The organism is Klebsiella sp. M5al (genome assembly GCF_002090195.1).
GTDB lineage: Bacteria > Pseudomonadota > Gammaproteobacteria > Enterobacterales > Enterobacteriaceae > Klebsiella > Klebsiella grimontii.
Window position 1 is genome coordinate 5,019,695 of record NZ_CP020657.1, and the last position, 14,275, is coordinate 5,033,969.

A 14,275-nucleotide genomic window follows, 5' to 3' on the forward strand; every position below is an offset into this window, starting at 1 on the left:
ACTCAACCGGAGGGCGTTATGCCTGACAACAAAAAACAAGGGCGTTCGAACAAGACGATGACGTTCTTTGTCTGCTTCCTCGCCGCACTGGCTGGCCTGCTGTTCGGCCTTGATATCGGTGTTATTGCGGGTGCCTTACCCTTTATTGCCAATGAGTTCCAGATAAGCGCCCACACTCAGGAATGGGTGGTCAGCTCTATGATGTTCGGCGCCGCCGTCGGCGCGGTGGGCAGCGGCTGGCTCTCCTTCAAACTCGGGCGTAAAAAAAGCCTGATGATTGGCGCCATCCTGTTCGTTGCCGGCTCGCTGTTCTCCGCCGCCGCGCCGAACGTAGAAGTGCTGCTGATCTCCCGCGTGCTGCTCGGCCTGGCCGTGGGCGTCGCCTCCTACACCGCCCCGCTGTATCTGTCTGAAATCGCACCGGAAAAAATCCGCGGCAGCATGATTTCGATGTACCAGCTGATGATTACCATTGGTATTCTCGGCGCCTATCTTTCCGATACGGCATTCAGCTACAGCGGCGCCTGGCGCTGGATGCTCGGGGTGATTATTATCCCGGCGGTGCTGCTGCTGATTGGCGTGGTTTTCCTGCCGGACAGCCCGCGCTGGTTTGCCGCCAAGCGCCGCTTTGTCGATGCTGAACGCGTTCTGCTGCGCCTGCGCGACACCAGCGCTGAAGCGAAACGCGAGCTGGATGAGATCCGCGAAAGCCTGAAGGTAAAACAGTCCGGCTGGTCGCTGTTTAAAGAAAACAGCAACTTCCGCCGCGCGGTATTCCTCGGCGTTCTGCTGCAGGTGATGCAACAGTTCACCGGTATGAACGTCATCATGTACTACGCGCCGAAGATTTTTGAACTGGCAGGCTATGCCAATACCACCGAACAGATGTGGGGCACCGTCATCGTCGGTCTGACCAATGTGCTGGCGACCTTTATCGCCATCGGGCTGGTCGACCGCTGGGGTCGCAAGCCGACGCTGATCCTTGGCTTTATCGTCATGGCGCTCGGCATGGGCATTCTGGGCAGCATGATGCATATCGGCATCCACTCCGCCACGGCGCAGTACTTTGCCGTCCTGATGCTGCTGATGTTTATCGTTGGCTTTGCCATGAGCGCCGGCCCGCTGATTTGGGTGCTGTGTTCCGAAATCCAGCCGCTGAAAGGGCGTGATTTCGGTATCACCTGTTCGACGGCCACCAACTGGATTGCCAACATGATCGTCGGCGCGACGTTCCTCACCATGCTGAACTCGCTGGGCAGCGCCAACACCTTCTGGGTCTATGGCGGCCTGAACATCCTGTTCATCTTCCTGACCTTGTGGCTGATCCCGGAAACCAAAAACGTTTCGCTGGAGCATATCGAACGTAACCTGATGAAAGGCCGCAAGCTGCGCGAAATCGGCGCGCGCGACTAGCCTGATACGCTTCCTCCCGCCCGGGAGGAAGCTTCTTCTTGCTCTCCTCACCCCGCCGCACTATCCTCTGGCGCTATGAAAACACCCCGAATTCCCATTGCCCTTCAACAGGCCGTTATGCGCAGCCTGCGGGAGAATCTGGCCAAAGCGAACCTCAAGCTGGGACGCCATTACCCTGAACCGGCGCTGGTTTATCAGCAGCGGGGAACCTCCGCCGGTACCGCCTGGCTGGAGAAAAACGAAATCCGCCTTAACCCGGTGCTGCTGCTGGAAAACCAGCAGGCGTTTATTGATGAAGTCGTGCCGCACGAGCTGGCCCACCTGCTGGTGTGGAAACACTTTGGCCGCGTCGCGCCGCATGGTAAAGAGTGGAAATGGATGATGGAAAGCGTGCTGGGCGTTCCGGCTCTGCGCACCCATCGTTTCGAACTCGATTCAGTCCGTAAAAATACCTTCCCCTACCGCTGCCAATGCCAGCAGCACCAGCTTACCGTCCGCCGCCACAATCGCGTGATGCGCGGGGAGGCCACCTATCGCTGCGTGCGCTGCGGAGATGTTCTGGTGGCGGAAAAGTAATCTCCGGAAATAATTGGAAATTTTCTGATCTGACTGATTGCGTCTGGCAATCACATTCGTTACGTTGCGGGCTCGTTTTGACACGGAGTTAACGATGTCCCGTATTCATACTTTTGCTGCCGCGTTTCTTAGCGTGGCGGTATGCGCCCCGCTTGCAGCGGAAGGAATCAACAGTTTTTCTCAGGCCAAGACCGCTGGGGTCAAGGTCAATGCCGACGCCCCCGGCGATTTCTACTGCGGCTGTAAAATCAACTGGCAGGGAAAAAAGGGGGTTATCGACCTGGAATCTTGTGGCTATAAAGTGCGTAAAAATGAGAATCGCGCCAGCCGGGTCGAGTGGGAGCATGTGGTTCCCGCATGGCAGTTTGGCCATCAGCGGCAGTGCTGGCAGGACGGCGGGCGCAAAAACTGCGCCAAAGATCCGGAATACCGCAAGATGGAAAGCGACATGCATAACCTGCAGCCGGCGGTCGGCGAGGTCAACGGCGACCGCGCCAACTTTATGTACAGCCAGTGGAACGGCGGCGAAGGCCAGTACGGCCAGTGCGCAATGAAGGTTGATTTTAAAGATAAAGTTGCCGAGCCGCCGGCGCGCGCGCGTGGCGCCATCGCCCGTACCTACTTCTATATGCGCGACCGCTACCAGCTCAATCTTTCCCGCCAGCAAACCCAGCTGTTTACCGCCTGGGATAAGATGTACCCGGTCACGACCTGGGAGTGCGAACGCGATGCGCGTATTGCCAAAGTTCAGGGCAACCATAATCCTTATGTCCTGCAGGCTTGCCAGGCGCAAAAGAGCTAACCTACACTAGCGGCAATTGTTAATTTGCAGCTTCACTCTTCCCCCTTGACTGGGGGAAGAGATATCTGCGCTAAGAACGGAACATCAAGCATGCGCATTCCTCGCATCCATCACCCGGAACGTATTACCACGGGTAGCCAGATAGCGCTTTCCGACGACGCGGCCAACCATGTCGGTCGCGTTTTACGGATGGGTAAAGGCCAGGCAATAGAGCTTTTTGACGGCAGCAATCAGATCTTCGAGGCGGTCATTGTCGAGGCCGGTAAGAAAAATGTTCTGGTTGAAGTACAGAGCAGCAAAGTTGATAACCGTGAATCCCCGCTGCATATCCATTTGGGCCAGGTGATGTCCCGCGGCGAAAAAATGGAATTCACCATCCAGAAATCGATCGAACTTGGTGTAAGCCTCATAACGCCACTGTTTTCCGAGCGTTGTGGCGTTAAACTGGACGCCGAACGTTTGCAGAAAAAGATCCAGCAGTGGCAGAAAATCGCCATTGCCGCCTGCGAGCAAAGCGGCCGCAACGTGGTGCCGGAGATCCGCCCGGCCATGCAGCTTGAAGCCTGGTGTGCGGAGCAGGACGAGGGTCTGAAGCTTAATTTGCACCCTCGCGCCAGCGCCAGCATTAACACGCTGCCCCTGCCGGTCGAACGCATCCGGCTGCTGATTGGCCCGGAAGGCGGCCTGTCGGCAGAAGAGATAGCGATGACCGCTCGCTACCAGTTTACTGATATCCTGTTGGGACCGCGCGTTCTGCGTACAGAGACAACTGCGCTCACTGCCATAACCGCCCTGCAGGTGCGTTTTGGCGACTTAGGTTGAAGCGTTAACGGAGAAGAACAATGATTAAGCTCGGCATCGTGATGGACCCCATCGCAACCATCAACATCAAGAAAGACACCAGCTTCGCCATGTTGCTGGAAGCGCAGCGTCGCGGCTATGAACTCCATTATATGGAGATGAACGATCTGTACTTAATCAACGGCGAAGCCCGCGCCCGTACGCGCAAGCTGAGCGTCGAGCAGAACTACGACAAATGGTACGCGTTCAACGGCGAGCAGGATCTGCCTCTCGCGGACCTTGACGTCATTCTGATGCGTAAAGATCCGCCATTCGATACCGAGTTTATCTACGCGACCTACATCCTCGAACGCGCCGAAGAACAAGGCACGCTTATCGTCAATAAGCCGCAGAGCCTGCGCGACTGTAACGAAAAGCTGTTTACCGCCTGGTTCTCCGAGCTGACCCCGGAAACGCTGGTCACCCGTAATAAGGCGCAGCTGAAAGCCTTCTGGGAAAAACACGGCGATATCATCCTCAAACCGCTGGACGGTATGGGCGGCACCTCCATTTTCCGCGTTAAAGAGGGTGACCCTAACCTCGGCGTCATCACCGAGACGCTGACCGAGCTGGGCAACCGCTACTGCATGGCGCAGAACTATCTACCCGCCATTAAAGATGGCGATAAGCGCGTGCTGGTGGTTGACGGCGAGCCGGTTCCTTACTGCCTGGCCCGTATCCCGCAGGGCGGCGAAACCCGCGGTAACCTTGCGGCCGGTGGTCGTGGCGAAGCGCGCCCGCTGACCGAAAGCGACTGGGCCATCGCCCGCCGCGTTGGCCCCACGCTGAAGGCCAAAGGCTTAATCTTCGTCGGCCTGGATATCATCGGCGATCGCCTGACGGAAATTAACGTCACCAGCCCCACCTGCGTTCGTGAAATCGAAGCCGCCTTCCCGATTTCCATTACCGGGATGCTGATGGACGCCATTGAGCAGCGCCTCAATAAATAAAGCGCTTATTCCGGCTGCAGGCCTGCGCCTGTAGCCTGGAGCCAGCGCAGACGATTCGCTATCAGGTTCAGGCAGGCAATGCGCCTTGAGCCTGAAAGATAAAGTGAATCGACACTCCCTTGCTTTACCCGCATACTGGGTGCTGCTTTTTTGAACCAGGAACAGAACCTCTGACAATGAATTTACAGCATCACTTTCTAATTGCCATGCCTGCTCTCCAGGACCCGATGTTCCGTCGCTCCGTAGTCTATATCTGCGAGTATAACGATGACGGTGCCATGGGCATCATCATCAATAAGCCGATGGAAAATCTGCAGGTTGAAGGGATCCTGGAGAAATTAAAAATCACGCCTGAACCGCGCAATCCCGAGATCCGCCTGGATAAACCGGTGATGGTTGGCGGTCCGCTGGCCGAGGATCGGGGTTTTATACTGCATTCGCCGCCCTCCGATTTTTCCTCCAGCATCCGTATTTCCGATAACACGGTGATTACCACCTCCCGCGACGTGCTCGAAACGCTGGGTACGGATAAACAGCCAGAGAACGTACTGGTTGCGCTGGGCTATGCTTCCTGGGAGAAAGGCCAGCTGGAGCAAGAGATACTGGATAACGCCTGGCTCACCGCGCCGGCCGATCGGAATATTTTGTTCAGCACGCCGATAGCCGACCGCTGGCGCGAGGCTGCGAAGCTGATTGGCATTGATATCGTGACCATGCCAGCCGATGCGGGGCACGCGTAATGAGCGGCACTTTTTTAGGCTTTGATTTTGGTACCAAAAGCATTGGCGTCGCCGTAGGGCAGCGCATCACCGGCACCGCCCGCCCTCTCCCCGCGTTGAAAGCGCAGGACGGTAAGCCTGACTGGAACGTTATTGAGAAACTGCTGAAAGAGTGGCAGCCTGAAGCCGTGATTGTCGGCCTGCCGCTGAATATGGACGGCACGGAACAGCCCCTGACCGCCCGTGCGCGCAACTTCGCGAATAAAATTCATGGCCGCTTCGGCGTGCAGATAACCCTGCATGATGAACGTCTGAGCACGGTTGAAGCCAGAGCTGGGCTATTCGAACAGGGTGGATTCCGGGCGCTCAATAAAGGCAGCGTGGATTCCGCTTCCGCCGTTATTATTCTGGAAAGCTACTTCGAGCAGGGTTACTGAAGCTGAATGATGGCGCCCCATACCAGCGGCAGGCGCCATCATCCTGATTTCATGTTTAGTGGCGCAGATGTTCATTCGCCCAGCTGACCGCCTGAGTGCGGTTCTTCACGCTAAGCTTACGGAACACGTTGTACAGATGGGTACGCACCGTGTTTTCACTGATAAACAGCGCGCGGGCAATATCCAGATTGGTCGCCCCGCAGCGCAGTTCATTGAGGATTTCACATTCACGCTCGGTCAGCGGTGAATTTTCCGCAGGCGCCGATACATGATCCGCCGCATACATCGCCGGGTGCATCACGCTCAATTCAGCCGTCTGTTCGCCGTTCAGCACAGCCTTAACGCCCTCAATTAAGCGCGATTCATCATCGTCATGACGGAAAACACCATACAGCGCTGGCCACTGCGCCATTTCGTAGAGCTCATACTTTTGTGCGCTATTGATAATCAATAAACGAGGGTTATCTGCCTGCATGCGAATAATATCGCGCCATACGCTATTCAACTTTTTATTTGAAACCGCAATATCAAATAATATTACAGAATCTTTCAAAAGGCGTTGCGCGAGGGGTTTGTTAATATTTTGCAGAATGACCGATGCGGATAACCTTTCGGCCAGCCAGGTCGCAAATGCTTTGCTTTGAATGGAGGGGTGAGTAATAAAAGTAACCTGGTGAGAAAAAGCCGAATTCTCAGATAAATTAATCACTTAAAACTCTCCTTAGTTGATTTCCGCCTTCATAGCGGTTAAATGAATTAACAAGAATACGATCGCCTGTGTATTTATAAAAACAAATCATTTTTACACATTGAAACAATATTCCATGGGAATCTTCCTATCCCTGAAAACAGCATAAATCGAATGCCTTAAGAGAGTCAAAAGATTATCAAACTTTTTTCCTGGTTATGAGAGGTTTATGTCAATTCTTTTTTCATGGAATAGATTACTCGGCTTAATCTTAGGTGTTTATTTGTAATATCAAATAAAGGTACCAAACATTAATAAAACATTATTATAACAAGCTATTGGTAGGATCTCTGAATATAAAAAGCGCAGCTATAAAAGCCCCGCGGCCGTACGTTGCTGAAAGCTTTGCGTAAATGTTTGCATGCCCGATTGCTGCCCGGTTTGCATCACGCCGGGCAACTGATGCGTTTTCCCCTCTCGGATCAAATTAGCCACCGCCGGGGTGTTAACCAAAAGCTCGTATAACGCAACTCTGCCGCCAGCAGCATCTGGAAACAGTTTTTGTGCCAGCACCGCGCATAAGCTCCCCGCCAGTTGGCTGCGAACCTGCTCTTTCTCCTGCGCCGGGAAGACGTCCACCAGCCTCTCAACCGCCTGCGCTGCGCCGCGCGTATGCAGCGTTGCCATCACCAGATGTCCGGTCTCCGCTGCGGTTAATGCCAGGCGGATCGTTTCGCTGTCACGCAGCTCCCCTAACAGAATGACATCCGGGTCCTGACGCAGCGCGGCGCGTAGGGCAGCGGCAAATGAGGGGCAGTGGCGGCCGATTTCCCGCTGCTGGATCAGACAGCGCTCGCTGCGGTGAATAAACTCAACCGGATCTTCCAGCGTCAGGATATGGCCGCTGAGGCGCTGGTTAAGATAGCCCACCATCGCCGCCAGGGTGGTTGATTTTCCGCTACCGGTAGCCCCCGTGACCAGGATAAGCCCGCTCTCTTCATTGAGCAGCTCCGTCAAGGCGGCCGGCGCGCCGAGATCCGCCAGCTGAGGGCAGGTTTCCGCCAGCAGACGCAGCGCCAGCGACAGACCGCGATTGTGCGCAAATGCGCTGGCGCGCAGGCGCGGCCCGTCCGCCGGAGTCAGCGCGAAATCGACCTGCCCGCAGGCCTGCCACTGCGCGAGCTGCTCGGCGTTGAGCCAATCAGTGAGTATCTTGCCAATATCGGGAGAGGTAAACGGCGCGGGCTCCAGCTTGCCCTGGCGACGCCAGCGCGGCGCTGAAGCATTGCACAGGTGTAGATCGGAGACGTTATGCTTTACACTAAGGGCCACTATTTCTTCCAGTTCCATAACTCATCCTCGGTATATGAACGATATTGCGCATAACCTGGCACAGGTCCGGGACAAAATCTCAGCCGCTGCCGCACGCTGCGGCCGTGCTCCAGAAGAAGTTACGTTGCTTGCAGTCAGTAAAACGAAACCTGCGAGCGCTATCGAAGAAGCGATGGCCGCCGGCCAGCTCGCGTTTGGCGAAAACTATGTTCAGGAAGGCGTGGATAAAATCCGCTACTTTCAGGAAACGGGCGCCACCGGGCTACAGTGGCACTTTATTGGTCCGCTGCAGTCCAATAAAAGCCGTCTGGTGGCCGAACATTTTGACTGGTGCCATACCGTCGATCGTCTCAAAATCGCCGTCCGCCTGAGCGAACAGCGCCCGGCTCAACTGCCGCCGCTCAACGTGCTGATTCAAATCAACATTAGCGATGAGCAGAGCAAGTCGGGTATTCCGCCTGAAGAGCTGGACGCGCTGGCGGCAGAAATCGCTAAACTCCCTAATCTGCAGCTACGCGGTTTAATGGCCATTCCCGCGCCAGAGTCAGAATATGTAAGGCAGTTTGCCGTCGCCCAACAAATGGCGGTAGCATTTGCGCGGCTAAAAACGCACTACCCTACCGTCGATACGCTGTCGCTGGGAATGTCGGATGATATGGAAGCCGCCATCGCGGCGGGAAGCACTATGGTGCGCATCGGAACCGCAATTTTCGGCGCGCGCGACTACAGCAAAAAACAAGGAATCTGAGGAACGCCATGAAGACGTTGACTTTCCTGCTCTCAACGGTCATTGAGCTTTACACAATGGTCGTGTTATTACGCGTCTGGATGCAGTGGGCGCGCTGCGACTTTTATAACCCGTTTTCGCAGTTCGTAGTCAAGGCTACGCAGCCTGTCGTTGGGCCGCTGCGCCGCATTATTCCGGCGATGGGGCCTCTCGATAGCGCTTCCCTGCTGGTCGCCTTTATTCTCTGCGTCGTGAAAGCTATCGTGCTGTTTATGGTCGTGACCTTCCAGCCGATTATCTGGATTTCCGCGCTGCTGATCCTCATTAAAACCGTCGGCTCGCTGATCTTCTGGGTTCTTCTGTTAATGGCGATTATGAGCTGGGTAAGCCAGGGCCGCAGTCCGGTGGAATTTGTTCTGATGCAGCTGGCCGATCCGCTGCTGCGCCCGATCCGCAGATTGCTGCCATCGATGGGCGGCATTGATTTCTCGCCGATGGTGCTGGTTCTGCTGCTGTACGTGATCAACATGGGTATCGCCGAACTGTTGCAGGCTACCGGCAACGTTCTGCTTCCGGGGCTGTGGATGGCGCTATGAGTGCCGTCGAAGCCTGCGCTGACGGGTTGGTCTTACGGCTGTATATTCAGCCCAAGGCCAGCCGCGACAGCATCGTTGGTTTACATGGCGACGAGCTCAAAGTCGCCATTACCGCGCCACCCGTTGACGGCCAGGCCAACGCCCATCTGGTAAAATTCCTCGCCAAACAGTTTCGCGTAGCGAAAAGCCAGGTGCTTATTGAGAAAGGCGAACTGGGTCGCCACAAACAGATAAAAATCATTCATCCGCAGCAGATCCCGGACGGGGTCGCCGCGCTGACGGAATAAACAGGATCTCTTATGCAAAAAGTTGTTCTCGCTACCGGCAACCCCGGAAAAGTGCGCGAGCTGGCCTCGCTGCTGGCAGATTTTGGCCTTGATATCGTTGCGCAAACCGAGCTGGGCGTGGATTCCGCAGAGGAAACCGGCCTGACGTTTATCGAAAACGCCATTCTGAAGGCGCGCCATGCCGCGCAGCTGACCGGGCTCCCGGCCATCGCCGATGACTCAGGTCTGGCCGTCGATGCGTTAGGCGGCGCGCCGGGCATCTACTCCGCCCGTTATTCCGGTGAAGGTGCGACCGACCAGCGGAATCTGGAAAAGCTGCTCGACGCGCTTCGCGACGTGCCGGACGATAAGCGTCAGGCGCAATTCCACTGCGTGTTGGTCTATCTGCGCCATGCGGAAGATCCGACGCCGCTGGTTTGCCACGGCAGCTGGCCGGGCATCATCGCTCGCGAAGCCGCAGGCAGCGGCGGCTTTGGTTACGATCCGATTTTCTTTGTTCCGACGGAAGGTAAAACCGCAGCGGAGCTAAGCCGTGAAGAAAAGAGCGCCATTTCCCACCGCGGACGCGCGCTTAAACTGTTACTGGAAGCCTTACGTAATGGCTAATTTGCCGCCCCTGAGCCTCTATATTCACATCCCGTGGTGCGTGCAGAAATGCCCGTACTGCGATTTCAATTCGCATGCGTTGAAAGGCGAGGTGCCGCATGACGACTACGTTCAGCATCTGCTGAACGATCTGCGAGCCGACGCTCACTATGCGCAGGGACGTGAAATCGGGACTATTTTCATTGGCGGCGGTACGCCGAGCCTGCTCTCCGGCCCGGCGATGCAAACCCTGCTCGACGGCGTGCGCGAGTCTCTTCCGCTGGCGTCCAACGCGGAAATCACCATGGAAGCCAACCCCGGCACCGTGGAAGCGGATCGCTTTGTCGAGTACCAGCGCGCGGGCATTAATCGTATCTCCATCGGCGTACAGAGCTTTAGCGAACAGAAGCTGCAGCGGCTCGGGCGCATCCATGGGCCACAGGAAGCCAAACGCGCGGCAAACCTGGCAAGCGGCCTGGGGCTACGCAGTTTTAACCTCGATTTAATGCATGGCCTGCCGGACCAGTCTCTGGAAGAGGCGCTGGACGACCTGCGCCAGGCGATTGCGCTCAATCCGCCGCATCTCTCCTGGTATCAGCTGACCATTGAGCCAAACACCCTGTTTGGTTCGCGGCCGCCGACCCTGCCCGATGACGACGCGCTGTGGGACATTTATGAACAGGGGCATAGCCTGCTCAGCGCGGCGGGCTATCAGCAATATGAAACCTCCGCCTACGCTAAGCCGGGCTATCAGTGCCAGCATAACCTGAACTACTGGCGCTTTGGCGACTACCTCGGGATTGGCTGCGGCGCGCACGGCAAAGTGACGTTCCCGGACGGGCGCATACTGCGGACGGCGAAAACCCGGCATCCACGCGGTTACATGGAAGGCCGCTATCTGGAGCGCCAGCATGATGTGGAAGATGCGGATAAACCGTTTGAGTTCTTTATGAACCGTTTCCGCCTGCTGGAAGCCGCCCCGCGCGATGAATTCAGCCGCTACACCGGCCTTGATGAGCGTACGATCCGTCCGCAAATCGATGCCGCCATCGCCGAAGGCTACCTGACGGAAGATGAGCGCTACTGGCAAATTACCGAGCACGGTAAGCTATTTTTGAATTCCCTTCTCGAACTCTTCCTCAGCGAATAACGCCCTCTCCGCCTATCCCGTTATAAAAATAACGGGATAATTAATTACTCGACATTCTCGAAATATCAATAGCGCTATTTCCGAACTATTTCAATTCAACATTCATAATGAAAATATATTCACATTCATTTATTGAAAATAAATATAACCAACCGCACAAAAATACCTATTTGATCGATTCATTGAGAAAAAGTGTGAGTCAGACGGCTTAAAGATGTCAGACAACAAGGATAATATGTCATACAGAAACAAAGAATGACTCTTAAGATATTGACCAATTACCCCAAGTGCATGGAGCCGACTCATGAAAAAACTCTCTTTTTCTCGTTCTCTGGTGTGTGTATCTTTACTTGCCCTGCTCTCTTCAGGCGCCAGCGCGGCTGAAAAAGTCACGTTAAAACTGGCACATAACCTTGAACGCAGCCATGTTGTTCATCAGGCCTTTGAGGAGATGTCCAAAGAGGTTAACCAACTTTCCAATGGGTCTATGAAGATCCGTATTTATCCCAGTAGCCAAATGGGCAGCGCGCGAGAAACGCTGGAGTTATTACAAAATGGCGCGCTGGATATGACCAAAGGTTCCGCCAGCGATCTGGAGTCATTCGATAACGTCTACGCGATATATAATTTACCGTTCCTTTTTAAGGACCAGAATCACTTCAATAAAGTCGTTTTCGGTGAAGTAGGCAAAGAAATAATGGAGTCCACGAAAGATAAAGGCTTCTTTGCGCTTTCCGTTTATGTTGCCGGAACCCGCAGCTTTTACGCCAAAAAGCCCATCACTAAACCGGAAGATTTAAAAGGATTGAAGATCCGCGTCCAGGCCAGCCCGACAACCTTAAAAATGGTCGAATTAATGGGCGGTTCGCCAACGCCCATTTCCTTTGGAGAAGTTTATACCGCCATGCAGCAGGGCGTGGTGGACGGCGCGGAAAATAACGTGCCTTCCTGGGTGCAAACGCGCCATATCGAAATCGCTAAAGTGTTCTCTGAAGATGAACATGCCTCCATCCCGGATTTCCTCGTTATCTCCAGTAAAACCTGGGACAAACTGACGCCGGATCAGCAGCAAATCCTGATCAAGGCGGCGAAAGCTTCCGAAGTTTATCAGCAAAAACTGTGGGACAAGATCGACGCCGACACCCGCGCGCAGGCCAAAGCCATGGGCGGCGAAATCGTCAAAGTGGATAAAGCGCCGTTCCGCGCCGCCGTGCAGCCGCTGTTTGATGACTTCAAAAAAGATCCGAAGCAGGCTGCCCTGCTGGCCAAATTTGAAGCCGCTGCTGAATAACACTTAGCGGGCCAGCCGCTGGCCCGCTTTCACCGGGAAAACAATGATGATACTTAACCGCATAAAGCTCGCGGTAGACCGCGCGATCGCCGCATTCTCCGTCGCCGTTATGATTGCGCTGGTGGTCTGCGTCGTCTGGCAGGTGTTCAGCCGCTACGTGCTAAACCAGCCAAGCACCCTGACCGACGAGCTGGCGCGCTTTTTGATGATCTGGGTCGGGCTGCTGGGTGCGGCATATACCGTCGGCGCCCAGCGTCATCTGGCGATCGATTTACTCGCCATGACGCTTCCTCCCCGCAGGCAGGCGCTGCTCAGCGTCATTATTAATCTGCTGATCTTTATTTTTGCCGGGTCAGTGATTGTCACCGGCGGCGTGAAGCTGATTGAAAAAACGCTATCGACGTCGCAGGTCTCGGCCGCGATGCAGATCCCCATGGGCTATGTGTATCTGATCCTGCCGCTAACCGGCATCATTATGATGTTTTACACGCTCTGTTTTATCAGCAACGGGCTGAAAAATATGAAGAACGAAGAAGCGGGGGCAAATTGATGGACAGCTATATCGCACTGATGCTATTTGGCTCTTTCTTTATTCTGGTTTTTATTGGCGTCCCCATCTCCTTCTCCATTGGCATCGCCACCGTCGGTTCAATGCTGCTGATGTTCCCGTGGGATATTGCCGTGATTACCGTTTCTCAGCGCCTGGCGAACGGCCTCGACAACTTCGCCCTGCTGGCGATTCCATTCTTTATCTTTGCCGGTACCCTGATGAACAGCGGCGGGATTGCCATCCGCTTAATCAACCTGGCGCAGGTGATGGTTGGCCGCGTACCAGGCTCATTGGGCCACGTTAACGTACTGGCGAACATGATGTTCGGCTCGATTTCAGGTTCGGCGGTCGCCGCGGCGGCGGCGGTAGGGGGAACGCTTAACCCCATTCAGACCCGGAAAGGTTACGATCCGGCTTTCTCCACGGCGGTTAACGTCTCGTCGTGCATCACGGGCCTGCTCATCCCGCCGTCAAACGTCCTGATCGTCTTCTCTCTGACGGCTGGGGGCGTCTCCGTCGCGTCGCTGTTTATGGCCGGTTATCTGCCGGGCATCCTGATGGGCCTGGCCATTATGGTGGTCTGCGCCATCATCGCTAAGCGTCGCGGCTACCCGGTTTCAGAACGTCCCACCTGCGCCCAGGCGGCAAAAGCGTTTTTCGACGCCCTGCCCAGCCTGCTGCTGGTGATCATTGTGATGGGCGGGATCCTCGGCGGCATTTTCACCGCGACCGAAGCATCGGCTATCGCCGTGGTTTACACCTTTATTCTGTCGGTGCTGATTTACCGGGAAGTGAAGTGGCGCGATCTGCCGAAGCTGATCCTTGAGTCGGTGGTGATGACCTCCATCGTGCTACTGCTGATCGGCTTTTCCGTCGGCATGTCGTGGGCGATGACCAACGCCGATATCCCCTACATGATAAGCGATGCGCTAATGGGGATTTCTGAAAACCCGGTGGTGATTCTGCTGCTGATTAATATCGTGCTGTTAATCGTCGGGATCTTTATGGATATGACCCCGGCGGTACTGATTTTCACGCCGATATTCCTGCCCATCGCGCAGGATTTGGGGATGGATCCGGTGCATTTCGGCATCATGATGGTCGCTAACCTGTGCATCGGTCTGCTGACGCCGCCGGTAGGCAGCGCGCTGTTTGTAGGCTGCTCTATTTCCGGCGTTAAAATTCAGCAGCTCATCAAACCGCTGCTGCCGTTCTACGCCGCCCTGCTGATCGCGCTGATGATGATTGTGTATATCCCGCAGATCTCGCTGTTTATTCCGCAGCTGCTGGGGCTGATGTGACCGACTGACCATAATCGCTACCTGCGCCCGC

17 protein-coding genes are annotated in these 14,275 nt (G+C 55.3%); 15 read left to right on the top strand and 2 right to left on the bottom strand.

Annotated elements, in window-relative coordinates; genetic code table 11:
* Positions 1-18: 18 nt before the first annotated feature.
* The 7 genes from BWI76_RS24055 to ruvX all read left to right on the top strand — a co-directional run bounded on the left by BWI76_RS24055 (position 19) and on the right by ruvX (position 5,737).
* On the top strand, positions 19-1,413 hold the full coding sequence (locus BWI76_RS24055) for a sugar porter family MFS transporter (protein ID WP_004125138.1): 1,395 nt from the start codon (positions 19-21) through the stop codon (positions 1,411-1,413).
* 75 nt (positions 1,414-1,488) lie between these two features.
* Positions 1,489-1,989 carry a SprT family zinc-dependent metalloprotease gene (locus BWI76_RS24060; RefSeq protein ID WP_004135858.1) on the top strand — a complete coding sequence of 167 codons (501 nt, stop codon included), beginning with the start codon at positions 1,489-1,491 and terminating at the stop codon, positions 1,987-1,989.
* Positions 1,990-2,083: 94 nt separating this feature from the next.
* A complete protein-coding gene (endA, locus tag BWI76_RS24065; RefSeq protein WP_004135856.1) occupies positions 2,084-2,791 on the top strand; it encodes a deoxyribonuclease I in 708 nt (235 codons plus the stop codon).
* 90 nt (positions 2,792-2,881) lie between these two features.
* Positions 2,882-3,613 (top strand): 16S rRNA (uracil(1498)-N(3))-methyltransferase, encoded by a 732-nt coding sequence (rsmE, locus tag BWI76_RS24070; protein WP_024358647.1) that lies wholly within the window; start codon positions 2,882-2,884, stop codon positions 3,611-3,613.
* 20 nt (positions 3,614-3,633) lie between these two features.
* Positions 3,634-4,581 (top strand): glutathione synthase, encoded by a 948-nt coding sequence (gene gshB / locus BWI76_RS24075; protein WP_004135852.1) that lies wholly within the window; start codon positions 3,634-3,636, stop codon positions 4,579-4,581.
* Between the two features lie 176 nt (positions 4,582-4,757).
* Positions 4,758-5,321: a YqgE/AlgH family protein gene (locus BWI76_RS24080; protein WP_004135851.1), complete on the top strand. Its 564-nt coding sequence runs from the start codon at positions 4,758-4,760 to the stop codon at positions 5,319-5,321.
* The gene (gene ruvX / locus BWI76_RS24085) at positions 5,321-5,737 is read left to right on the top strand and encodes a Holliday junction resolvase RuvX (protein ID WP_004135849.1); all 417 of its coding nucleotides are present in this window, start codon (positions 5,321-5,323) and stop codon (positions 5,735-5,737) included. The genes BWI76_RS24080 and ruvX overlap by 1 nt, the downstream gene beginning before the upstream one ends.
* Positions 5,738-5,792: 55 nt before the next feature.
* Here ruvX and BWI76_RS24090 read toward each other — a convergent pair whose 3' ends face one another.
* Positions 5,793-6,446: a LuxR C-terminal-related transcriptional regulator gene (locus BWI76_RS24090; protein ID WP_004135847.1), complete on the bottom strand. Its 654-nt coding sequence runs from the start codon at positions 6,444-6,446 to the stop codon at positions 5,793-5,795.
* A 348-nt stretch (positions 6,447-6,794) separates the two neighbouring features.
* Positions 6,795-7,775: a type IV pilus twitching motility protein PilT gene (locus tag BWI76_RS24095; RefSeq protein ID WP_004135845.1), complete on the bottom strand. Its 981-nt coding sequence runs from the start codon at positions 7,773-7,775 to the stop codon at positions 6,795-6,797.
* Between the two features lie 16 nt (positions 7,776-7,791).
* Here BWI76_RS24095 and BWI76_RS24100 point away from each other — a divergent pair, with 16 nt between their 5' ends.
* The 8 genes from BWI76_RS24100 to BWI76_RS24135 all read left to right on the top strand — a co-directional run bounded on the left by BWI76_RS24100 (position 7,792) and on the right by BWI76_RS24135 (position 14,244).
* Complete coding sequence (locus BWI76_RS24100; protein WP_004125172.1) at positions 7,792-8,505, top strand: YggS family pyridoxal phosphate-dependent enzyme; 714 nt, start codon at positions 7,792-7,794, stop codon at positions 8,503-8,505.
* Between the two features lie 8 nt (positions 8,506-8,513).
* Positions 8,514-9,080: a YggT family protein gene (locus tag BWI76_RS24105; RefSeq protein ID WP_004135843.1), complete on the top strand. Its 567-nt coding sequence runs from the start codon at positions 8,514-8,516 to the stop codon at positions 9,078-9,080.
* Positions 9,077-9,367: a DUF167 family protein YggU gene (yggU, locus tag BWI76_RS24110; RefSeq protein ID WP_004125173.1), complete on the top strand. Its 291-nt coding sequence runs from the start codon at positions 9,077-9,079 to the stop codon at positions 9,365-9,367. Before BWI76_RS24105 ends, yggU begins: the two co-directional genes overlap by 4 nt.
* Positions 9,368-9,379: 12 nt before the next feature.
* Entirely contained in the window at positions 9,380-9,973 is a 594-nt protein-coding gene (locus BWI76_RS24115; protein ID WP_004135841.1) for an XTP/dITP diphosphatase, read from the top strand.
* Positions 9,966-11,102 carry a radical SAM family heme chaperone HemW gene (gene hemW, locus BWI76_RS24120; RefSeq protein ID WP_004135839.1) on the top strand — a complete coding sequence of 379 codons (1,137 nt, stop codon included), beginning with the start codon at positions 9,966-9,968 and terminating at the stop codon, positions 11,100-11,102. Before BWI76_RS24115 ends, hemW begins: the two co-directional genes overlap by 8 nt.
* Positions 11,103-11,406: 304 nt before the next feature.
* Complete coding sequence (locus tag BWI76_RS24125; protein ID WP_064371644.1) at positions 11,407-12,393, top strand: TRAP transporter substrate-binding protein; 987 nt, start codon at positions 11,407-11,409, stop codon at positions 12,391-12,393.
* A 46-nt stretch (positions 12,394-12,439) separates the two neighbouring features.
* Positions 12,440-12,943, top strand: coding sequence for a TRAP transporter small permease (locus tag BWI76_RS24130; protein ID WP_004135834.1), 504 nt, complete (start codon positions 12,440-12,442; stop codon positions 12,941-12,943).
* Positions 12,943-14,244, top strand: a complete 1,302-nt coding sequence (locus tag BWI76_RS24135; protein ID WP_004135833.1) for a TRAP transporter large permease — start codon at positions 12,943-12,945, stop codon at positions 14,242-14,244. The genes BWI76_RS24130 and BWI76_RS24135 overlap by 1 nt, the downstream gene beginning before the upstream one ends.
* The last annotated feature ends 31 nt before the right edge of the window (positions 14,245-14,275 follow it).